Here is a 20,857-nt window from a genome sequence, read left to right as displayed (position 1 = left end):
AGTATGTATCAGGTACAGATGGGATATACGGTTATGCAAGACAGTGAGAAAAGATGTTTTGATTGTCAGTATGCTGCTTACTTTAGCCACGCATTAAGCTGTATATATTTAATACAGTCACTATTATAACGAAGTAAATTTGGCCTGTAGCCATTGGCATCATCAATAAAGGCTATCCACTGGCGTATGGGTCGACAACTGCGCAAGATTGAATAGGATTGTGTTAATAAAAGATGATAAAGCAAAGATTGCGTGCAGATAAGTGTGAGCTTGTCATAGTTAAATCTATGTCGCACACCATTTCTAATGGGGGCTCGCAAATTGACAATAGGTATTCTCTAGGAGTTAAACTATACGGTGTTTACCCTTATCATGTCAATGTTTTTGTTGCAGTAAATCAGATTTTTGCGACGCTTAGCACAAAAAAAAGCGACCATAACAATAACAGTCGCTTTTTTATCGCTGCCTATATCAGGCAAGCCTACTTACTTTATAGCGGTTAATGACCGCGTATAAGCGCTTATAGATGCTTGTCTAGTAAAGCGGCTAGATCTGACTTTGGCTGTAGACCCATAACTGTATCTACTTTTTCACCACCTTTAAATACCATTAAAGTTGGGATGCTACGGATGCCAAAGCGGCTGGCAGTTTCTGGGTTTTCATCGACATCAATCTTAACAATTTTAACTTTACCATTGTAGTCATCAGCAAGCTCTTCTAATACAGGCGCGATGGCTTTACAAGGACCACACCACGCTGCCCAAAAATCTACCAGTACAGGCACATCAGACTGAGCAACATCTTGTTCGAAGTTTGAGTCGGTTGAATTAACGATTAAATCTGACATAATTTTTTCCTTTTATGGATGTTAAAATCTGAATAAAACAGTACAGACATCAGCGGCCAGCTATATTATTTACTGCGTTTATTGCCGGTTTTCACTGAAGGAATATCTTCAAAAACTGCCGTGTCTGAATCATAAGGTATATATTACCATTTATTGCACCAAATTTTGTCTTTGAGCCGTTAAGTATGGTTAATAATTGGTATCAGTTGGATTGATGGTATACTGCCATGCTCAGTTATTGGCCAAAAAATTGGCTAAAAAGCCACTGTGCTTATTTTTTTTATTCTCAAATTTGTGATCTACTATGGCAATCTCGATAGAAACTGTAAATCAATTAAACCTTGAAGAAGCGGCCCGTGACACTCAGTTTTTCAAAGACTTTATGACCCAAGTTACTGTCTATGAAGATGAGGATTTATTGTTGGTGGATAAGCCTGCCGGTCTTTTAAGCATTGATGGCAAGGACTTAAAGGTCAGCTTGCTTTCTCGCTTAGAGCGTGCCAATCCAGAAGTAAAACTCATTCATCGCTTGGATATGGACACCTCGGGGCTCATGATATTTGCCAAAAACAAACAGGCACAGACTCACATCAGTAAGCAGTTCATCGAGCGCATCCCGCAAAAGGAATACCAAGCGATTGTACAAGGCACGCTTGCCATACCTGGCAAAAAAGGCGAGATCAATATACCCGTACGTTATGAGCCAAGTATTAAGCCCAAGCACGTGGCCGACCCTGAGTGGAAAAAGCATGCGCTAACCCATTATGAGGTACTGCATCATGAGCTGCGCAAAGGCCAACCGGTAACCCGAGTGGCGCTACATCCTGTAACTGGTCGCAGCCATCAATTAAGGGTGCACATGGTGCATTTGGGCCATGTGATTATCGGTGATCCTATTTATGCCGAAGGTGAAGCGCTTAGCTTGGCGCCAAGACTTAACCTACATGCCCATAAACTGCGCCTAAAACATCCCACTATGAACACTTGGATGGCCTGGGAGAGTGCAGTGCCATTTTAAAGCTTAACTACTGATACGCGTCCTTAGCTTTAAAAAATGTTACTTATGAAAACTGATGAAGTCTCAATTGAGGCTTTTAATATCTTGCGACAAGTAGTATTTTATTTAAGTAGATATAAGACACTGAACTACAAGGACCGTATCATGAGCATTATTCATTCAGCTTCTCATTTTAAATCGGCCCGTGACGCTGCCAAGCCCCTACATAGAGTAGAGGAGGTGCGTGCTGCGGCTGAAGATTTCCGCAAAACTATGCTGGCCAACCCAAAGGTTAAGTTTTATAAGACCTTTGAGTTGATCAGAATACCTTATCCCACCAAGTATGGCTATCTTAATGCCTACGCCTTGCCTACGCCCTATATGCACATCTGTAATAAGCTGTTTGTCATTCAGTTTGATAGCGAGGAGGGGATTAAGACCTTGCTGGTTAGTCCTTCTGATTGGGAAAATCAGCGTGATACACCTTACTTTTACCATATGCTAGAGGATATGGGGGTTTTATCTAAGCCAGTTGAAAAGATGATTGTTCGAGCCAGTGATACTGTGCTTAGCGCTATTGCCAAGCTAGGTTTGGCTCCTGAAGATGTAGACTATATTACCTATGACCACTTGCATACCCAGAATCTCACCCGCTGGCTGGGCGGTAATGGTCAAGCGGCCATCTTCCCCAATGCTAAGCTATTGGTGATGCGCGAAGAGTGGGAAAGTACCCAAGCTTTGCTGCCGTGGCAGAATCAGTGGTATTGCCCAGGCGGTATCGACGGCATTGACGACAGTCGGATTGAGATTCTCGATGGCGACGTATTTTTGGGAGATGGTTCGGTAGCCTTGATGCATACTAAGGGTCACACCGAGGGCAACCACTCTATCGTGGCACATACCGATCAAGGCCTATTGGTCACCTCAGAAAATGGCGTGAGCATGGACGCCTATGCGCCGCAGCATTCTAATATTAAAGGCTTGGCAAAATATGCCGAACTTACTGATGCAGAAGTGGTGATGAATGGCAATACATTGGAATATGGTATCGATCAGTACTTGTCTATGATTCAAGAGAAAACGGTGGCGGGCCCTTATCCAAAAGATGAGCGCTTCTTTAATATGGCGCTTTCATCTGAGTCTGCCGGCTATTATCTGTTCCCTGGTACCGCCCCTACCGTACGTATGGGTGAGTTAGAATTTGGTACCTTTACACCAAAAACAACCAAAGCTAAAAAAGGGGGTGGCCTGTGGCGCAAACTTATATCGTAACTGGTGCTGCTTCAGGTATCGGCCGTGCTTTATGTGAGCGGCTGCTGACAGACAAAGGCAATCAAGTTTGTGCCTGTGATATCAACTATGAGGCCCTAACGCAGATTTATGCCAATCATAAATTGGCAGATGCCGGTGGTTCGCTAATCTTGCAGCAGTTAGATGTGCGTGATGTGCAGCAGTGGCAAGAGGTCGTTAACACGGTGATAGCTCAGTGGCAGCGCATTGATGTGATGTGTAATATAGCAGGGGTCTTAAAAGATAACTGGATTGCAGATATTGCCCTTCCTGATGACGTTGATTTGCACTTTGATATCAATGTCAAAGGCACCATCTTTGGGACCCAAAGTGTGGTAGATACCATGCGTAATCAAGGCAGTGGTCATATTATTAATGTGGCATCGTTGGCGGCGTTATCACCTGTACCAGGTTTGTCACTATACAGTGCCAGTAAGTATGCGGTGCGTGCTTACTCCCTAGCAGCTGGCATGGAGCTTGAAAAATACGGCATCGCAGTGACTACCTTATGTCCAGATGCAGTACAAACACCGATGCTCGATCAGCAAAAAGATAAAGAGCAGGCAGCATTGACCTTCTCTGGCAGTCGTACGTTAACGGTGGATGAAGTGGTTGATGCCATTGTCGGACCGGTACTAAAAAAACGTCCTTTTGAAATGGTTCTACCGCCAAGCCGTGGTGTGGTGGCAAAAATTGCCAATATTTTTCCGCAGACCACAGCCAATTTTGTGGATAGCTTCCGTAAGCAAGGGGCCAAAAGACAAGACAAGAGTAAAAATTAAACCACCGCTAATCAACTTACTGTCATCCCTACCCATAAAAAAGCAGCCCTAATTTCTTAGGGCTGCTTTTTTTGGATAAACTTTATGAGTAAGCCGTTTATCAGGGCTCTTTGGACAGCAGTATTGGCCAGTTAATTATAGACCGAATACTTTTAGGCGGCTGTCAACAGGAGCGAATTGTTTTTCGCCTGCAGGCTGCTCGATACCACCGAATACTAATTGAGCAACAAGGTCCCACTCAGGGTCGATATTCCAAGTGCTGTCAACTTCTTCATCAATGATTGGGTTGTAGTGCTGTAAGCTTGCGCCAATGTTTTGGCTAGCTAGAGCAGTCCAAACTACGTACTGATGCATAGCGCTAGCATGCTCTGACCATACTGGGAAGCGGTCTGCGTATAGTGCGAAGTTTTCTTGTAAACCTTTAACAACAGTTTGATCTTCATAGAACAATACTGTACCAGCGCCCGCTTTGAAGCTGTCAATTTTTTGTTTGGTGCTTTCAAAAGCAGTATCGTCATTTACGATAGCACGTAGCTTGTCTTCAGTGATTTGCCATAATTTTTTGTGGTCTTCACCAAATAGTACAACCAGACGGCTTGACTGAGAGTTAAAAGCTGATGGCGTGTGCAATACAGCGTGCTCAACTAACTTAACGATCTCTTCTTTAGATACTGGTAGTTGATCGTTGATAGCGTAGATAGAACGACGTGCTTCTGCTAGTGTTTGAAATGCTTGTAGATTTGACATAATAATACTCCAATTTATGAGTGGATGTTATTAAAAGTGAGATTAGCTCATTTAGTACAGGTCGTCATTTATTATTAAATACTACAAGAGGTAGGGCAAATAAAATCACTTACGGTTATAAGCAGCCACCAGTTGCTGAGTATCTAGGTCGAGTCAACGCCTGTGGAAACAACTGGAGCTAATTATAAAATAAATAAAAAAATTCGCCACTAGTTTTTTGTAATTTTATTTAAACAGTGCGACCTATTATTTAAATAATTCTAAAGAGATTATTCTTTAAAACCTTCAGGTAAAGCAGGGGCTTCTAATCGTTTTAGATCAGAGTCTACGTTACCAAAACGTGGGTGATTATTATTCCAATCATTAATGGCCAGTTCAATATCTGCTTTGTTATCAGCAACGAAGTTCCACCACAGTAGCACTTTTTGATTCAATGGCTCACCGCCTAACAACATAAAGCGAGCGCCTTTTTTACCTGAAACTTTAATGGTTGTTGTCTCAGAGATGTCATCAAAACGGATTAATTCGTTTTGTTTGTACTGCTGGCCTTGATACTCGATACCATCTACAACCATTAAAATACCGTATTCAAAACCAGGCTCTAAGGTCAGCTCAACGTCATCGTCTTGAGTCATGTGCACATCTAGACCAATAAGTTTGGTGTACTGAATAGTCGGTGCTTCGTAGCTGTCACCTTGTGGCGTGGTGTAGCTACCGGTGGTTAGTACAAAGTCAGCAGTATCAGTAGACCAGCTTGGTAGCTCTGGGTAGTGATGGAAGTTACGTTCAATTTTTTGATCAAGCGGTAGCGCAATCCACAGCTGAACCATGTTCATACCACGCCAAGCATCAGCAGAGCCGCCCGTTTCTGGGAATACGCTTTGCTCAGTGTGACTGATACCCTGATCGTTACCAGTACCCGCCGTCATCACGTTGACTTGGTTTTTGGTAATCAATTGTTCATTGCCGATGCTGTCTTTGTGTAGGACTTCACCTTCAATCATCCAGCTGAAAGTTTGTAGGTTGATGTGTGGATGGCGACCCACTTGCATACCTTCTTCATCGTCACCAAATTCGGCAGGACCAGCATGATCCATGAAGCACCAAGCACCAATAGGACGCTTGCCTTTATTTGGTAATAAACGAGCAATGGGAATACCACCGACATCAGCGATACGGGGTTCAAGAATTTCAGTTTTCATAATAGACCTCGATTTGTCGTTATAAAAAAATTAGCAAAACTCAGCTAAAGGCTGCTCTAGCTTGGGGGATAATAAAGTAGTCACTTATTGTCGTTTCTTCAGTAGGCACGTGGGTAATTATTTGTTTAATTATTGTCGGTTAATGCACCATCTGCTGCTACGCTTATTTAGAAGTTCATTTATTTAGAAGCTCATTGGGACATCTATGACAATAATTTGAGCATCCTCAATTACATCCATTGTGAAGTTTTTGGTATCGGTGATACCAAGCCCATCACGAGGCTCTAGGGTATTACCATTAATCACCACTTTGCCTGAGATAACAAACACATAAGCACCATTAAGAGTACTGCGTAAGCTATAAGTTGTGGTCACACCTTTGTCAAACTCACCGATACTAAACCAAGCGTTTTGATGGATCCATACGCCAGCATCTTCTGGATTAGGGGAGAGCACTTGGTTGAATTTATTGCGCTGGAGCAGTTCTACCAAGTTTACTTGTTGATAGCGTGGTGCCACATCCATCTTATTGGGCACTACCCAAATTTGCAAGAATTTGACTGGATTTTCGTCATCATCGTTCATCTCAGAATGGACCACACCAGTACCGGCCGACATTACCTGAATTTCACCACTACGAATGGTGCCATAGTTGCCCATACTGTCACCATGACGAAGTCTGCCAGACAGCGGAATGCTAATGATTTCCATATTGGCATGGGAGTGATCGCCAAAGCCCATCCCTCCTTCAACATGGTCATCATTGATCACACGCAAGGCACCAAAGCCTACGCGCTTGGGATCATAGTAGTCAGCAAAGCTAAAGGTATGCTTACTTTTAAGCCAACCGTGGTGAGAGCCGCCACGACTTGTGGCTGGGTGATGGACGGTCTTCATACCTGCCCCTTATGTCAGTAATATGTTATTTAATTATTTTATAAGCACTGTTTAAGTTTTATTAAGCTGTCTTAATAAAGTCAGATATAAATTTAATATGACTACATAATAGTATCTTTGAAAAATAATTCAAGTCAGGGTAATTTATTTTTACCAAAATCAATCAAAGTTGCCTAGAATGGCGGCTTAATTAAGGGGTAGTGGGTTAAATATATGACCCAATCCTGAAGATTTGGTTAAGCAAATGATACAGTTAATACACAGTATAACTAGACGCTTGCTTTGCTAGTGAGTATCATCACTAGTCAATGCTATTTGACGGGGCTGTTCATGTTGCTGTTGACATGAATCGGTTTTTGGTCGATTTTTGGCACAAGTTAAATTTAATAAAAAGAGAGAATCGTTATGACGGACAATCAAAAACCAAGTTACGAAGTTATCGATAATAAAGAAGCCAAAAAATTTGAAATCCATGTAGATGGCTATGTGGCATTTGAAGATTATGATTTCTTTACGACAAGTGCTGGTGAGCCTGGTATTGCCTATTTGCATACAGAAGTGCCAAAAGAGCTCGGCGGCCGTGGCATTGCGGGATTTTTGGCCAAATATTTACTAGATTATGCCGCTGAAAATAAGCTGCGTGTAAAGCCTATTTGTCCCTTTATCAAAGCTTACATTAATAAGCACCCTCAATATCAAGACAACTCAGTATTTCATAACGCTACGCCATAGGTTAAGTTATCTGTCAATTGAGCCGATTTAAATGACCTGTAAAGCAAAGTGTGATCAGCAGAGCGAATGATTTAAATACGCCTCATCTCAATGACGTTTTATATAAAGTGAGTGGCACAGCGCCGCTCATTTTTTTACTTTAAATTTTTTACTTTAAATGCTGGTGTCTCTTATTCTGGCATTTTTTAACTAACTTACTTTTAACTAACTTACTTGCTGGCTGTCTATAAAAAACATCCCAAATAGCCATAGGCTAAATGGGATGTCGAAAATAAGGCTTACTAATGACATTACTATAAGCTGCCACATAAGCTACCAGCGGTTTAGCAGATAAATGATGACCTAGTTAGCATAAACAAATATAACAAAGCCGACCTTATCTTAGAAAACTGCTGCGATCTTAGGTGATCAATTATTACAGTAGATCTTTTGGATTGGCATTTTTAACCGCATTGTAGCTGTCTACCAAGGGGGCATACTCTGTACTGATCTCATAGAACAGATTTAGATAGCCTTCCATATCTTCACGCCAGTCACGACGTAATTCGTTCGACATAGCAAACCAAGTCAATAACTGAGCGCCTTCTTGCTGCATACGTAACCAAGCGGCGTTACGGCTCATATCATTAAAGGTGCCTGAAGCATCTGTAACTACGAACACCTCATAGCCTTCAGCCAGAGCAGATAATACTGGGAATGCCACACAAACTTCCGTTACGATACCGGCAATAATGATTTGTTTACGGCCAGTTTTCTTAACTGCTTTAACAAAGTCTGCATTATCCCAAGCGTTAATTTCACCAGGACGAGCAATGTAAGCTGCATCTTTAAACATCTCTTTTAACTCTGGCATCATTGGACCATTAGGACCTTGCTCAAAGCTGGTAGTCATTACCACTGGTAAATCAAAGTATTTAGCAATTTTGCCCATAGCCAACACGTTTTTTTTGAATTCATCAGCTGGCATGTCTCGGCATAGGGTCTGAAGGCCAGTTTGATGGTCTACAAATAAGACCACAGCGTCATCTACAGAAAGACGTTTATAAAGATTGTCATCAGTTTTAAGTTTTGTTTTTTTTGGCTTAAACATACTTTGATCCTTTTTTTAGTCGGTTTATAGTCGTAAAAGTGAGTCTAGATTAAGTTGTATTATCAATGCCTTGTTCTTATCCCTCAGCACATTAATAATGTTGTCTTCATTAAGTTAATCGTAATGTTATTAGAACTAAGTAGTATCGATACAATTAAAGAATACCATTACCTTATAAAATCACTTTATTGACTTAGTATTGTTTGGTACTTGCTTTGTAAGTATTGTATGTAACTTGACTTTGGAGTAACACAATCAAAAAGGATAACAATGAAAAATGAACTGAGTGCCAGATATCAGATAGATTGCATGGAAGATGATTATGATTATGATATAAATAAAAAGAACACCCGAAGGTGTTCTATGTGTTTGTTATTCGGGTATAGCATGCTGCAATCAAGACTTAGCTGACATGTTTTGTTGTACCAGATATTGCTCGTCACGAGATTTAAAGGCCAAATAAAACACAGGCAGGATAAATGGCGCAATCGACCAAAAACCAATCTTCATATAGAGCAAAGTACCAATTAATGCACCAAAGGCAAAGAAGAAAACAATAGCCGCACTGTGCTTTAAGCTTTCCATGTTGCAGCGATTACGGTCAAAGAAATAATCTGATAAATCGATACCCAACTGTGTGGTATTACCCGTCATCAGTAGTGTGGGACGTACTTTACCCATGACCGTCTTACCCGCTGTGTTACGAATAGCGAAGGCCATCAGACCTAAGAAACCAGTAATGGCTAAGTCAATAGCACCTGGGTCTTCGAAAGGACCGAACATCAGTGCTGAAACCATAAAGGCCGTTAAAAACAACACTTCTGCAAATAAAAGTTCGCTTAAAATAGGCTTATCAGCCGATCTTCTGGTGATATAACGCTGAGTGAACATGACGGTAATAATAAATACCGGTAAGGCCCCAAGTTTAATCCAAAGATCATCGCCACCTTTGACCAGTCCACCACCAGCCATCACTAAGTTTCCTGTGACGTGGTTGGTAAAGAAGCCAAGTAAGGCGATAAAACCAATGGTATCAATTGCGCCGCCCACTAAGGTTAATAAGATTGCCGCCTCAAAGCGCTTCCAAAAACCACCGCCTGTTGACTTGGGTTTTTCAATCTTATTGCTTTCGTCTTTTCTATCGTCAATATTTTGATTACTCATATTATTCTTCTATAAATTGGACTAGTGCATCGGCGAATTTAGTTAAATACTGTTGAGTTTTTTCGTTACTGACTTTGCCATCTTCAATACTGTCAGAGGCATGACTCAAATAGACCTCAGGGGCAATCATCACTTTGGCTGACAACGCTTGCATCGATTTGCGCACATCAAGCCCACATTGTCTTCCACCATAAGTGCCTGGTGACGCGGTAACCACCGCTACTTTTTTACCACTCCAAGCGCTGTCGCCATGAGGACGTGAGGCAATATCTATCACGTTTTTTAGGGCAGCAGGTAAGGTGCGATTGTGCTCTGGCGTCACGATTAACACCGTATCCACTTCTTTGATTTTTTGACGGACCTGATCGTAGCTTTCGATGGTTTGTTTGTCATAATCTTGATTGTATAAAGGCAGTTGTGCAATCTCGATCTCTTCGACCTCTATATTTTCAGGAAGCTGAGATACGATATATTCAGCTACCATACGGTTGATAGAGTCTTTGCGCAAACTGCCAATGATTAGGCCAAGTTTTTTTGTGTTATCCATGATGAAATTCTCCCAATGTAACTCATCCACAATATAATCATTATTATTTTATAATCAATCAGATAGCCTATTGTCTGGCTGCCCATTTATGGCCATCTTTATAAAAATTAATTAAACAATGGGATGATAAATATGCTTTTAGATAAAAAAATAAACCTGTTACTGGCTCAACTCAGTGAAGTATAAAAACTATACAAAATTCACGAATTTGGTCTGTATCAAGCTTATTACCGTGATTTAATTATGCTATATGCCTATGAGCTTTTGGGTTGTGTTTCAGTTAAAAGCTTAAACGTTTTGCATCCACTACTAATAAATGATAATCCCTACTTTTATTATGGTTTTTTATATTTGAGCAGGGGTTAAGTCATAAGCACTCTTGTGTGCTGCTTGATAGAGTAGGCATCAACTTAAGCTATGGCTTAGGTTTTTTAACAGGTTAATTACTCTAATAGTAAAGGGTGTATTGAACATCTATTCAATACACCCTCGATTAAAAACTTAGTTCAAAATAAGGATATTTTACGCTAAATAAAGCTGGCCTTATCGTACACTTTTTTGAGTGCGAGTACCGTCAATACCTTCGTCAAAAGAGAATGCACCTGGACCGTGTGAGAAGATCATTAAGAAACCACCAGCCATTGCAAAGTTTTTCAAGAAGTTGTTTTGTTGCTCAGGATCACTAAATGGGTGGAAGATTAACGCAGATAGAATGCTAAAGCCTGCCATTAATAGAGCAATCCAACGCGCCTTGAATCCAAATAAAATAGCAATACCGCCCAATACTTCTAAGATAATCACTAAAGGTAGCATAAAACCTGGAACGCCCATGGCTTCCATGTAGCCTTGTGTGGCTGCATAACCGGTGATTTTACCGATACCTGAGTAGATGAAGATCGCAACTAATAAGAAGCGGCCAACTGGAGCACTGATGTTTTGTAGCTGGTTCATAAGTAATTCCTTAAAAAGAGAGAGTTTTGTGTAATGTTATTAAGTAATGGCAATATTTTAATTGTTGACTAAACTTATGTAAACCCTAATAATTGCAAATTATAGTTCTTTTATAAAGAACAATACAATTGAGCAGATTTTTTTGATACTGACTTTGGAGTAAAGATGGGTAAATTAGAAGATATGGCATTATTCGTACGTATCGTGGAATCTGGCAGCATTACTAAAGCATCGGAGCAACTAGACATTGCTAAGTCTGCCGTAAGTCGCCGCTTAAAGGAGCTTGAGACCAGTTTAAATACACAGCTGATTAGCCGCACCACCCGTCGCTCTACGGTGACTGAGGCAGGGCAGAAATACTACCAACAGGCATGTAGCATTCTTAGTGAAATTGAGGTGCTTAATGAACAAATCAGTGGTGTGGATTCGCAGATAGAAGGCACCATGCGAATGACCGCTCCGTTGTCTTTTGGGCTGATGCATCTAAATGACATTATCCACAATTATGCACAGCAGCATCCGCAGCTAAACTTTGAGCTTGATTTCTCTGACCGGCATATTGATTTGGTAGAAGAGGGGTATGAAATGGCCATTCGTATCGGTGAGCTTAAAGACTCTTCTTATCAAGCCAAGCGGCTAACTGTGATTCGGCGTGTGCTGTGTGCCAGTCCTGATTATATAGCGCGAGCGGGCATGCCACAGACTATTGCAGATTTAAAGCAGCACGCATTTTTGCAATATGGGCTACAAAGTAAGCAAGGAGAAATAGACCTCATTGATGCTTCAGGACAGCATCATAAGATTGAGACTCAGTCTAGAATTAAGGCAAATAATGGTAATTTCTTACTAGACATGGCAATTAAAGGCTATGGTATTGCTTATATGCCCACCTTTATTGCCTATCAAAGCTTGGCAGAGGGTAAACTTATCCCCGTTATGGCAGACTTTGAGCTACCTACTTTAAATGCTTATGCGGTTTATCCTGAAAATAGATTTTTATCCAAGCGCTGCCGATTGCTTATTGACTATATTATTGAAACAATTGGCGATGACCCTTATTGGGATAAATATATAACCTAAAAGCGTTAGCCAAACAAAAAGCCCCTCACAAAAAGTGAAGGGCTTTGTATGTCATTATATACCAGCATATCAGTAGCAGATAAGCGCAGTTAAGGCTTATTTGGCAAGCGCATCGCTTTCGGCCTTGATGTCATTTAAAATATCAATAATCTGTGCTGAGGTCAGATATCTTGGCACCGCATAAGTATCACTGACTTCTTTGGCAGCGGCTTTGGCCATCTTTTTAAAGTCAGCCGGATTAATACCTTTAACCGTGACATCGATGTTTAGAGAAGCAATTAAGGATTTCACTTTAGCAATCAAATGGTCAGTCAGCTCGCTGTCTTCAGCATGGGTATCAGCTGCCCCTAAAATCCCTACTTTTTTGGCCAAGGCCGCCAATCTGTGCTGTGATACCTTTCGGTTAACTTCTAAGATATGCGGTAATACGATGGCGTTAGCACGGCCATGAGGAATACCATAGAACGCCCCTAACTGGTGAGCGATGGCGTGAACATATCCCAAGCCGGCCTTATTAAAAGCAATACCGCCGTAGTGCGCAGCCACACCCATCTCTTCTCGAGCCTTTAGATCCGAGCCATCTTTATAAGCTTGCGGCAGATACTGCATCACCGTTCTAGTGGCAGAGGCGGCATAGTAGTCAGTCTCACTGCTGGCATTGGCACTCATCCACGCCTCTAAAGCATGGGTTAGCACATCAATACCGGTATCGGCAGTAATGTGGGGCGGCATGCCTTTCATAATCACAGGGTCTACCGCTGAGGCTAGAGGTACCATGCGTGGATCAATGGATAAAGACTTTTGGTGAGTCTTGTCATCTGAAATTACCGCGCCTAATGTTGCCTCAGAACCGGTACCTGCTGTGGTGGGGATACAATATAAAGGCATGCATTTAGAGGCTTTTAATAACCCCATTAATTGCTGAGGTTTGCGCTTGGTGGCCTGACTCATCGCAATAATTTTTGAGGCATCGATAACCGAGCCACCGCCGATGGCTAAAATGGCGTCACAGTGATTGTCCACAGAGTGGCGTAAACCTTCTTCTACCACGCTAAAGGTAGGGTCTGGCGTAATACCATCAAACAAATGATAGCTGACGCGTTTATCTTCTAAATAAGTAGTGACTTTTTCGGGAACACCCAACTGGTTTAATACCGCATCAGTGACGATTAGTACATTGGTAGCGCCTTCATTAATCATCAAGTCGCACAGCTCATAACAGGACTGTTCGCCGATAAATAATTGAGGTCTTGGAATGGGAGCGACCATTGCAAAGGCATGTAAAGCTTTGGCACGGGTCTTGGCAACAGCTAGGTAGCCGGCATGTTGTATGCTATTAGGAGAAAAAAGCTTTAAGGCATTAAGCGATTTGGTTGCGTGCATAGAAAAATCCTTTTCAGTGGTTCGTTCTGATTTAAATAGGTTAAAGCACATAAGTTGATTGCTTGTGATCACATTGTGCCACTATAAAAAAAAGATAGAAAGAGCAAACACTGATAAGGAGAGTAAAAACAGACGACTGATGAGGACATAAATAACAAGAATGGCGGTGAAGGAGGGATTCGAACCCTCGATACGCTATTAACGTATACACACTTTCCAGGCGTGCGCTTTCGACCACTCAGCCACTTCACCGTTTTGCAGCCCCATAGTATACCTAAAGGCAGGGCAGTTGTCATCCTAAGTCACAGGTTTTGATAATAATTCAAGCAATTAATGAAGCTTTAGGCGCAGTTTGGGCACAAAAAAAAGAGGCTAAGTGTCACTCAGTGACGTTTATGCTGCTTGAAGTCTTTACAGTTGGGATGGGCATTGCTAGCATGTCACTGCTTGAAAAGACAGTGGGTTTTTTTGGCTTATCGCTTTAAATACAGCGGCGTAATTTAGTTAGGGTAGAGATTAACAGTGGTAAATCATCATAAGAGGCCTCTACAGTGGCACAATCATATCAGTCACATAAGCCATATAAGATTAATAGCAGGTGCTAGCAAAGAGCTAACTGGCAGCCTAGAGATAACTCATAAGCACGACAACCCAGCGTTGTCAGTAGCCACGCTGTTCGTTAAGCTTGGGCTAATACTTCTTAGTGTCTTGTTGTCATCCGGGGCTTGGGCGGGGAGCTTTGATAACTGCAAACAAAACTTCTATGCCGTCACCGCCCCTGATTATCTTAATCAAAAGCTACTTAATAAAAGCATGGAGCTTTGCTTCGATGGATTTGCAACCTTGTATTCTGGTGCTTCTCGAACCCCTTTATGGTCAGCGGAGCATTTAACCCGTGAGCGCTTATATCAAGCTGAGCAAATCCCTCGAGAAGACAGTTTTCATAGTGAAAGCCGCCTGCCAAATAGCATGCAAGCACAATTGGCCGATTACAAAAATTCAGGCTATGACCGTGGGCATTTAGCCCCGAATGCTGATATGGCCAATACCAGTCAGCAATATGACAGCTTTAGTCTGGCTAATATTGTGCCGCAGGACCCCAGAAATAACCGTTATTCTTGGAAAAATATTGAATCGGTTACCCGCTATTTAACCAAAAAGCATGGTGAGGTGTATGTTGTGACCGGTGTGGTATTTGCCGGTAAAAAGGTCACTCAGATTAATAATCGGGTATTGGTACCAAGTCATATGTTCAAGGCGGTATATGTGCCGCAGACTGAGCAAGCGGGGGTATACTACTCACCCAATGATGACAGTGACATTGTAGAGATTATCAGCGTCGATGAGTTGGCGCTGCGCTCTGGGATTGATGTCTTTCCTGCCATTAGTTCACAGGCCAAGGCCGCCGCTATGCCGTTAGAGATTAGCCTCGGTGATGTCAGTGATAGGGGCGATTATGACAACAAAAAAAAAGCCGACCCGAAAGCCGATCAAGAACAGCCGCTGTGGTATCTTATTTTGATTGAGATTTTACACTGGGTAGTGGATAATTTTTTTAAGAAGTAAGTCGCTATAGTAGCCATCTCTCTTTTACATAGGATGCCTTATCATGACGCAGCCAGACAGTGCCATAAATACCGAACAAAATATTGAGCAAACACAGACCAAAGACCCAATGAGTCAAGCTGATCAACGTATAAAGCCAGCCTTTGCTCCTTATCAAAATGACCATCAAAGCTTGCAAATTGGCTCATTAATATTTGAAAACCAGACCGATAAAATCATCGTCTATGGTGATATAGATATTCAAAAGACGCCAGAGGGTTTAAGCCAAGCCATGCGATTACAAGCCCTGTTTTCTGATATCGTCAGTGAGCTACAAGCGGCTCAGTCAACAGGCGAGCTTGAGCCAATTTCAAAATCCCAAGGTTTTGTAAGTGAGCAGACGCAAAATAGCAAGGAAGTAGACAATCCTTTTTCATAACTCTTACGTTTTAAAAATAGTGTAGTAATAATTTATTGATTTAACACTTTTTTTTTATTTATTAGACGTTATAATTAATCATACCTTTTATGGTAGTTAAATAAAAAAATATCTTGACCGTGTTCAATTGAGTGTCTAAGATATCTTAAACCATGATTTAAGCATGGCAGATTGAGTGGTGATTGTGTTTAGCTTTACTAAGCGTATGCATTAACTCTTTAAGTTTTTTATCTCAATCAACCCATGTCTCCACTTTTCGAAAGGAATCGTACTATGAAACTATTCAACCAGTCTGTTCTCGCTTTATCAGCTTTAGGCATCGCTACCGTAGCGATGGCAGCAGATCCATTAGCCAATACTACTTGGCAAACTTATGACGATGGTCAACCAAAAGCTGTGGTTCAAATCACTGAATCTGGCGGCGTATTAACTGGCAAAATCATCTCTACTACACGCGCTGAAGGTAAGAAGTTTGTGGGCCGTACTGTAATGTCTGGTCTAAAAGCAACGGGTGGCGGTAAGTACAGCGGTGGTCAGATTACTGATCCAGAAAATGGCAAAACGTATCGTCTAACTGCTGATTTAAAAGGAAATGACCTAAAGCTTAAAGGTCACTTAGGTCCATTCTCACGCAGCCAAGTGTGGAAGAAAAAGTAACTTTTTTGTTTAACGCTTTTTGTTAACCCGTTGATACTGAGTTTAAATGATACTGAGTTTAAATTAAGCACTGCGGTTAAATTAAACGTTGCAATCAACACACTTGTTTCATACTTTTCTCCCCATTAAAGAAGCCAGATACCCCGTGTATCTGGCTTTTTTTATGCAGGTTATTCCACTTCAAAAGCATAAGACGCACCCGCATACGCGGTGATTTTACCGTCCCATCCGTTTTTCCAATCTCCTTGATGCAGTATACGGTAAGTACCAGAAGGCGTGTCTTTATCAATGCGCCAATCAATGGTAACTTTGCTATACGTGATGCCCTCGCGCGCCCAACTGTACCGAGTATCAAAGCTTGCATCCGTCAGGTAGTCTACCCATTTACCTTGCACTAGGCGCTGCACTTTTAAAAAGGTGTCCTCGGTGCGTAAGTTATTTTTTGGATGGGCACCGCGGAAGCTCACACTAACCACCTCGGCCTTCTGATAATGCTGCTTGGGCTGCACAAGTACCTGTCCCCAAGCTTGGTTAAAGGGCTTGTCATCAAATACGACGCCGGGTCGCTCAGCGAATTTGCCAGCTGCTATAGAAGATGGCGCGGTATGGTTCTTTAGCGGCTGATTGTGTTTGAGTGCCCGAGCCAGTTGTACATACTCTTGCACATAGGCATTACTTTGATATGGGCCATATTCGGTAGAGGCGCCCTCATAATGTTGCAGTGCATATTCCTCACGGGTTGCAACATAGCCGCTATAGTTATTGGCCAGTCCATTGACGATGACAGTATTGACGCCGCTGTCTTTTAATTCATCCAGCACCGCAGATTGCAAGCGCCGCCCCACCATGGTAGTTGGCTCTCCGGGTATGGCCACTAAGGCTAGGTTGGCAATGCGCATTAATTGTACCGGCTGTTTGCTATTGACCCAGCCCAATTTACCGGTAGGTAGGAGCACCGGCTTTTCGGCCTGACACGGATCTTGACTGACAGCGCCCACCACACCAAAAGCGGCTCGAGTAGCGCTGCCCAATATCGAAGTATCGGTCCTGTTAATCTTGTCAGTGATACTCAAAGAGTCTTTGGTCATACCTTCATAGATACCGGGTATGTCGGAGGGGCCATTTTCCGCACCGGCGGCAAACGCATAGCCGCGAGCTGGCACACATAATCTTTGCTCGCCAGCACCGTGGGTGTATTGAGCATCCACCACATAGCCATTTAAATCAATCCAGCGGGCGCGTGTGTCAATGGGTCCGACTATCGGCTCGGCTTTGTCCCATAGCTCAAGTGCTTTATTAAGCTGCAAGGAGCCATCACGAACCACGTTATGCCATTCCTCATCTTCTCCCTCGAAGCCTGCCGAGGAGTGGGCATTACCTCCTGCGGCCACCACATCTCCCTCATCAGCGTTGGCAAAGGCGGCCACAAAGGGCTGGCCTGTTTTTTTGGTAATGGCCGCTTGCATGCCTTGCTGAGCATAGCCTTTATTATCAGCACTTAAGTACATAAACTGATTGCTAAAGCTGGTTGGGTGAATGGCAAACCAGTTAATGGCGCCCAAAGGCTTGCCATTTTGATCATCAAGGCGCAGCTGAGTCATGGTGTCATTGACATTACTGTCATAGGCTTTGGCATCGGGATTATTGTTATAAGCGGCGGCTGAGCGGTTGCGTGTCGCGCCTGTGAGCTTGCCTTGTGCTAGTGATAAGGTGCCGGGTGTTAAGCTTTGATGCGCCTTACTAATAGCGCGTACGATGCCATCAACTATGGCAGTGAAGTTCTGTTCGCTATAGCCGGCAGTGGTGTCATCTTTACTGGCAATTTGATACAGTCTTTGATGGGAGTAGCCGGCATTGCCCACATGGGTATGGGTAGCCGTGAGCATAACGTTGGCATCTGTGTATAGTGGGCCATACAAGGCGTGCAAGCGTTTTAACACTTCGAGTCTGACCGCATTAAACATGGCACCCATATCGGCCGATACATAGACAATACGGGCGCTGTTTTGAGTGGTTTGTGCGCTGTCTGCCTGATTGTCTACAATAATAAAGGCATGAGCGTACAATCTATCATTGATACCTTGAGCCACTTGCTGCGCGGCATAACCGAACATACCTGTCTCTGCCGCAGCGCCTGTGATATCAGCTTGAGCTGCACCGAGTAAATATGGCGCTTTATTGGGTTTAAGCTGAGGATGACTAGCGCCAGTGTGAGTACTTGCCGCAATAGGTGCTACTCGGTCACTTGTGCTTAGTTGAGAGCTCTCTAATGAGCCATTATCTTTAACATAGAAGGCCGATGCAGAGCTCGCTAAAGAGATGGGGTTAGAGTCGTTACGGCAGTTGATTGTCTGTAAAGATAAAGACAAAGCGGAGGTGGCGCATAAAGAGGTTAATAGCATAAAGCCTCGCCAATTTAACAGTGAATAAAAGACAACCACATAGCGGCCGCTAAGTTAGCGCTTGCGTGCAGTAACTGCAAATACTATGCTAAGCTCAGTACTAGGTTATCTTATTAGTATCAGCTCATTAATAACAGCTTATTAATAGTAGCGTGAGGGTCAGACCTGCTTTGATTTTGATACCAATCATCACCGTGATCCTGATATTAAAATGGATTGAATAATTGTGCTCTAAGGTTGAATACTTATGCCAAAAGAACTTTGCCCCTGCCGTACTGTACCGGCCACTGTCGCCTTGGGTACCCACACAGATAGCGATGCTGTGCAGGCACAAATGAGCTATAGTGAGTGTTGTCAGCCCCTGCACCAAGGCCAAGCGATAGCCGCGACCAGTGAGGCCTTAATGCGCTCTCGCTACAGTGCATTTGTGTTGCAGTTGATCGATTATATTATCGACACCACTATTCCTGCTCAGCAAAGCCTACTCAGCCGTCAAGACATTAGCGACTGGGCGCAGCAGACCCAGTGGGCCGGACTACAAATTGTGCAGCACATTGCTAAGCTGGACAAACGCCACTCACAAGTTGAATTTAAAGCTTACTATCACAGTCTAGAAGCTGGTAATTTAGCGCTACATGCCCATCATGAGCTGTCTACTTTTGTTAAAGTAACAAGCGGCAACAAGCCAGCTGGTGACGCGGCCACCGAGCAAAGCGTCTGGTATTTTTTAGACCCCACAGTGGTGATGGGACTTAGCCAAAAGCAGCCTTGTCTCTGCGGCTCCGGTGAGAAGTTCAAACGTTGCTGCGGGGCGTATTTATAAACTGGCGCCCACTTGACGGGCAATGGCAATACCCTCTTCAATGGTTAAGTATTTGCGTAGGCTTGGGGTGTCACGAAATATAATATCGCCCTCTTGAAAGACCAAACATTCATTGACCGCCAGTTGCTGCCACTCTTCATTTTCGGTCAACGGCACAGTGACCAAAATGCTCACCTTGTCTTTATCGGTTGTGACATCCCCAAAGTTAATAGATAACTCATCATCAGCCAGCTTGGCTTCACCAAAGGGCGCCTTACGGGTCAGATAAAACAGTAAGGAGTTGGCATACGCCAATTGCCAATCTCCATTAGACAGCAGACAGTTAAACAATCCATTGGCTGCCAAATAACGACACTGGGCGGTCAAAAATCGAAACAGCTCCTCATCAGAGGGGCGTTTTTTATAGGTGGATTTTAGACGATTAATTAAATAACAAAACGCCACTTCAGAATCGGTTGTGCCAACTGGCCGGCAGTACTCGCTATTGCCATTGTCTTGTAAACGTTGGCAGCGCTTAATAAAGCCTTCACTCATTTGACCATTATGAGCGAATACCCATTGCTCGCCCCACACTTCACGCACGAAAGGGTGGGTGTTGGCCAAGCAGTTGCTACCTTGGGTGGCTTTACGGATGTGAGCCACTACGTTAAGTGCTTTGATGGGATAGTTTTTTACTAAGTCGGCCACTGGGGATTCATAGCTTGGCTTATCATCATGAAACAGGCGCAGTCCGCGGCCACGACCTTGTGCCTCAGACTGGTTGGGTGCATCACATTTGCTCGGTTCAAAAAAAGCGATACCAAAACCATCGCTATGGTGGTCGGTGTTTCCGCCTCGGTTGTGAAATCCTGTGAAGCTAAACCCGATGTCAGTGGGGGTGTTGGCATTCATTCCTAGTAATTGACACATCTACGTTTTACCACCTAATTTAATTCTTTAATTAATGACTGCTTAATTAACGACTGCTGTGATCGCTTGAATCAGCAGAATCAATATTATACAAAATACGTTTGGCTTCATTTAGATCATCATGACGCACCCATAATACCGCACCTGAGTTCATACCAGGGATGGCGCTCAGTGCTTGTAGTGAGACATTGATGCCGTTGTTTTTGAGCAAATTAGAATGCAGTTCAGCTTGTATATTGGTGTCATAAGTCGCCAGTTTATGCCAGTCATCTACGTGTTGAGTCATTTTGAATCCCTTTTATCGTTATTTATTGATCTTTCTAATTGGTCATTATCACTATAGAGATAGCGTTGTTCCACGTGAAACACTTAA

21 protein-coding genes and 1 tRNA gene are annotated in these 20,857 nt (G+C 42.9%); 9 read left to right on the top strand and 13 right to left on the bottom strand.

Going from position 1 to position 20,857, the window contains the following annotated elements:
• Positions 1-520: 520 nt before the first annotated feature.
• Entirely contained in the window at positions 521-847 is a 327-nt protein-coding gene (trxA, locus tag DLE54_RS11200) for a thioredoxin (RefSeq protein WP_011961521.1), read from the bottom strand.
• A gap of 304 nt (positions 848-1,151) precedes the next feature.
• On the opposite strand from trxA, the gene DLE54_RS11195 reads away from it, so the two are divergent.
• The 3 genes from DLE54_RS11195 (at position 1,152) to DLE54_RS11185 (ending at position 3,916) form a co-directional block, all read left to right on the top strand.
• Positions 1,152-1,865, top strand: coding sequence for an RluA family pseudouridine synthase (locus tag DLE54_RS11195; protein WP_110817189.1), 714 nt, complete (start codon positions 1,152-1,154; stop codon positions 1,863-1,865).
• Positions 1,866-2,009: 144 nt separating this feature from the next.
• Positions 2,010-3,116: a hypothetical protein gene (locus tag DLE54_RS11190; protein ID WP_011961519.1), complete on the top strand. Its 1,107-nt coding sequence runs from the start codon at positions 2,010-2,012 to the stop codon at positions 3,114-3,116.
• Positions 3,095-3,916, top strand: coding sequence for an SDR family NAD(P)-dependent oxidoreductase (locus DLE54_RS11185; protein ID WP_110817188.1), 822 nt, complete (start codon positions 3,095-3,097; stop codon positions 3,914-3,916). Before DLE54_RS11190 ends, DLE54_RS11185 begins: the two co-directional genes overlap by 22 nt.
• 135 nt (positions 3,917-4,051) lie before the next feature.
• Here DLE54_RS11185 and DLE54_RS11180 read toward each other — a convergent pair whose 3' ends face one another.
• From DLE54_RS11180 to DLE54_RS11170, 3 genes are all read right to left on the bottom strand, one after another.
• Positions 4,052-4,663, bottom strand: a complete 612-nt coding sequence (locus DLE54_RS11180; RefSeq protein ID WP_011961517.1) for a nitroreductase family protein — start codon at positions 4,661-4,663, stop codon at positions 4,052-4,054.
• A gap of 269 nt (positions 4,664-4,932) precedes the next feature.
• A complete protein-coding gene (locus DLE54_RS11175; RefSeq protein WP_011961516.1) occupies positions 4,933-5,865 on the bottom strand; it encodes a pirin family protein in 933 nt (310 codons plus the stop codon).
• A gap of 183 nt (positions 5,866-6,048) precedes the next feature.
• Positions 6,049-6,762, bottom strand: coding sequence for a pirin family protein (locus DLE54_RS11170; RefSeq protein WP_110817187.1), 714 nt, complete (start codon positions 6,760-6,762; stop codon positions 6,049-6,051).
• Positions 6,763-7,167: 405 nt separating this feature from the next.
• Between DLE54_RS11170 and DLE54_RS11165 the strand changes: the two genes are divergently transcribed.
• The gene (locus tag DLE54_RS11165) at positions 7,168-7,494 is read left to right on the top strand and encodes a GNAT family N-acetyltransferase (protein ID WP_110817186.1); all 327 of its coding nucleotides are present in this window, start codon (positions 7,168-7,170) and stop codon (positions 7,492-7,494) included.
• A gap of 415 nt (positions 7,495-7,909) precedes the next feature.
• On the opposite strand, the gene ycaC is transcribed toward DLE54_RS11165, so the two are convergent.
• The 4 genes from ycaC to DLE54_RS11145 form a co-directional block, all read right to left on the bottom strand.
• Complete coding sequence (gene ycaC / locus DLE54_RS11160) at positions 7,910-8,584, bottom strand: isochorismate family cysteine hydrolase YcaC (protein WP_110817185.1); 675 nt, start codon at positions 8,582-8,584, stop codon at positions 7,910-7,912.
• A 396-nt stretch (positions 8,585-8,980) separates the two neighbouring features.
• Positions 8,981-9,748, bottom strand: a complete 768-nt coding sequence (locus DLE54_RS11155; RefSeq protein ID WP_110817184.1) for a YoaK family protein — start codon at positions 9,746-9,748, stop codon at positions 8,981-8,983.
• 1 nt (position 9,749) lies between these two features.
• Entirely contained in the window at positions 9,750-10,295 is a 546-nt protein-coding gene (locus tag DLE54_RS11150) for an NADPH-dependent FMN reductase (RefSeq protein WP_110817183.1), read from the bottom strand.
• Between the two features lie 543 nt (positions 10,296-10,838).
• Positions 10,839-11,246, bottom strand: coding sequence for a DoxX family protein (locus DLE54_RS11145; protein WP_011961510.1), 408 nt, complete (start codon positions 11,244-11,246; stop codon positions 10,839-10,841).
• A gap of 165 nt (positions 11,247-11,411) precedes the next feature.
• Between DLE54_RS11145 and DLE54_RS11140 the strand changes: the two genes are divergently transcribed.
• On the top strand, positions 11,412-12,326 hold the full coding sequence (locus DLE54_RS11140; RefSeq protein ID WP_110817182.1) for a LysR family transcriptional regulator: 915 nt from the start codon (positions 11,412-11,414) through the stop codon (positions 12,324-12,326).
• Between the two features lie 96 nt (positions 12,327-12,422).
• On the opposite strand, the gene DLE54_RS11135 is transcribed toward DLE54_RS11140, so the two are convergent.
• Both DLE54_RS11135 and DLE54_RS11130 read right to left on the bottom strand, forming a co-directional pair.
• The gene (locus DLE54_RS11135) at positions 12,423-13,709 is read right to left on the bottom strand and encodes an iron-containing alcohol dehydrogenase (protein WP_110817181.1); all 1,287 of its coding nucleotides are present in this window, start codon (positions 13,707-13,709) and stop codon (positions 12,423-12,425) included.
• 161 nt (positions 13,710-13,870) lie between these two features.
• Positions 13,871-13,961: transfer RNA gene (locus tag DLE54_RS11130), tRNA-Ser, on the bottom strand.
• A 405-nt stretch (positions 13,962-14,366) separates the two neighbouring features.
• Here DLE54_RS11130 and DLE54_RS11125 point away from each other — a divergent pair.
• The 3 genes from DLE54_RS11125 (at position 14,367) to DLE54_RS11115 (ending at position 16,350) form a co-directional block, all read left to right on the top strand.
• Positions 14,367-15,275, top strand: a complete 909-nt coding sequence (locus tag DLE54_RS11125) for a DNA/RNA non-specific endonuclease (protein WP_227535302.1) — start codon at positions 14,367-14,369, stop codon at positions 15,273-15,275.
• Between the two features lie 43 nt (positions 15,276-15,318).
• Positions 15,319-15,693 carry a hypothetical protein gene (locus DLE54_RS11120; RefSeq protein ID WP_049751020.1) on the top strand — a complete coding sequence of 125 codons (375 nt, stop codon included), beginning with the start codon at positions 15,319-15,321 and terminating at the stop codon, positions 15,691-15,693.
• 273 nt (positions 15,694-15,966) lie between these two features.
• Positions 15,967-16,350, top strand: coding sequence for a DUF2147 domain-containing protein (locus DLE54_RS11115; protein WP_110817180.1), 384 nt, complete (start codon positions 15,967-15,969; stop codon positions 16,348-16,350).
• Positions 16,351-16,520: 170 nt separating this feature from the next.
• Here DLE54_RS11115 and DLE54_RS11110 read toward each other — a convergent pair whose 3' ends face one another.
• Positions 16,521-18,752, bottom strand: a complete 2,232-nt coding sequence (locus DLE54_RS11110) for a neutral/alkaline non-lysosomal ceramidase N-terminal domain-containing protein (RefSeq protein WP_110817179.1) — start codon at positions 18,750-18,752, stop codon at positions 16,521-16,523.
• 247 nt (positions 18,753-18,999) lie between these two features.
• Between DLE54_RS11110 and DLE54_RS11105 the strand changes: the two genes are divergently transcribed.
• A complete protein-coding gene (locus tag DLE54_RS11105) occupies positions 19,000-19,575 on the top strand; it encodes a YchJ family protein (RefSeq protein ID WP_110817178.1) in 576 nt (191 codons plus the stop codon).
• Here the strand turns inward: DLE54_RS11105 and DLE54_RS11100 are convergent.
• Complete coding sequence (locus tag DLE54_RS11100; protein WP_110817177.1) at positions 19,570-20,484, bottom strand: class II glutamine amidotransferase; 915 nt, start codon at positions 20,482-20,484, stop codon at positions 19,570-19,572. The genes DLE54_RS11105 and DLE54_RS11100 overlap by 6 nt on opposite strands.
• A 46-nt stretch (positions 20,485-20,530) precedes the next feature.
• Positions 20,531-20,770 carry a DUF2007 domain-containing protein gene (locus tag DLE54_RS11095; RefSeq protein ID WP_110817176.1) on the bottom strand — a complete coding sequence of 80 codons (240 nt, stop codon included), beginning with the start codon at positions 20,768-20,770 and terminating at the stop codon, positions 20,531-20,533.
• Between the last annotated feature and the right edge of the window lie 87 nt (positions 20,771-20,857).

The sequence above is a fragment of the Psychrobacter sp. YP14 genome (genome assembly GCF_003209315.1).
Lineage (GTDB): Bacteria > Pseudomonadota > Gammaproteobacteria > Pseudomonadales > Moraxellaceae > Psychrobacter > Psychrobacter raelei.
This window is presented reverse-complemented; position numbering and strand designations above follow the sequence as displayed.

Bases quoted from the DNA above. Each gene is read 5' to 3' on its own strand.
- DLE54_RS11135 (WP_110817181.1), bottom strand. From the start codon at position 13,709: ATGCACGCAACCAAATCGCTTAATGCCTTAAAGCTTTTTTCTCCTAAT.
- trxA (WP_011961521.1), bottom strand. From the start codon at position 847: ATGTCAGATTTAATCGTTAATTCAACCGACTCAAACTTCGAACAAGAT.
- DLE54_RS11100 (WP_110817177.1), bottom strand. From the start codon at position 20,484: ATGTGTCAATTACTAGGAATGAATGCCAACACCCCCACTGACATCGGG.
- DLE54_RS11195 (WP_110817189.1), top strand. From the start codon at position 1,152: ATGGCAATCTCGATAGAAACTGTAAATCAATTAAACCTTGAAGAAGCG.
- DLE54_RS11095 (WP_110817176.1), bottom strand. From the start codon at position 20,770: ATGACTCAACACGTAGATGACTGGCATAAACTGGCGACTTATGACACC.
- DLE54_RS11175 (WP_011961516.1), bottom strand. From the start codon at position 5,865: ATGAAAACTGAAATTCTTGAACCCCGTATCGCTGATGTCGGTGGTATT.
- DLE54_RS11110 (WP_110817179.1), bottom strand. From the start codon at position 18,752: ATGCTATTAACCTCTTTATGCGCCACCTCCGCTTTGTCTTTATCTTTA.
- DLE54_RS11105 (WP_110817178.1), top strand. From the start codon at position 19,000: ATGCCAAAAGAACTTTGCCCCTGCCGTACTGTACCGGCCACTGTCGCC.
- DLE54_RS11165 (WP_110817186.1), top strand. From the start codon at position 7,168: ATGACGGACAATCAAAAACCAAGTTACGAAGTTATCGATAATAAAGAA.
- DLE54_RS11180 (WP_011961517.1), bottom strand. From the start codon at position 4,663: ATGTCAAATCTACAAGCATTTCAAACACTAGCAGAAGCACGTCGTTCT.
- ycaC (WP_110817185.1), bottom strand. From the start codon at position 8,584: ATGTTTAAGCCAAAAAAAACAAAACTTAAAACTGATGACAATCTTTAT.
- DLE54_RS11145 (WP_011961510.1), bottom strand. From the start codon at position 11,246: ATGAACCAGCTACAAAACATCAGTGCTCCAGTTGGCCGCTTCTTATTA.
- DLE54_RS11140 (WP_110817182.1), top strand. From the start codon at position 11,412: ATGGGTAAATTAGAAGATATGGCATTATTCGTACGTATCGTGGAATCT.
- DLE54_RS11170 (WP_110817187.1), bottom strand. From the start codon at position 6,762: ATGAAGACCGTCCATCACCCAGCCACAAGTCGTGGCGGCTCTCACCAC.
- DLE54_RS11150 (WP_110817183.1), bottom strand. From the start codon at position 10,295: ATGGATAACACAAAAAAACTTGGCCTAATCATTGGCAGTTTGCGCAAA.
- DLE54_RS11115 (WP_110817180.1), top strand. From the start codon at position 15,967: ATGAAACTATTCAACCAGTCTGTTCTCGCTTTATCAGCTTTAGGCATC.
- DLE54_RS11120 (WP_049751020.1), top strand. From the start codon at position 15,319: ATGACGCAGCCAGACAGTGCCATAAATACCGAACAAAATATTGAGCAA.
- DLE54_RS11155 (WP_110817184.1), bottom strand. From the start codon at position 9,748: ATGAGTAATCAAAATATTGACGATAGAAAAGACGAAAGCAATAAGATT.
- DLE54_RS11190 (WP_011961519.1), top strand. From the start codon at position 2,010: ATGAGCATTATTCATTCAGCTTCTCATTTTAAATCGGCCCGTGACGCT.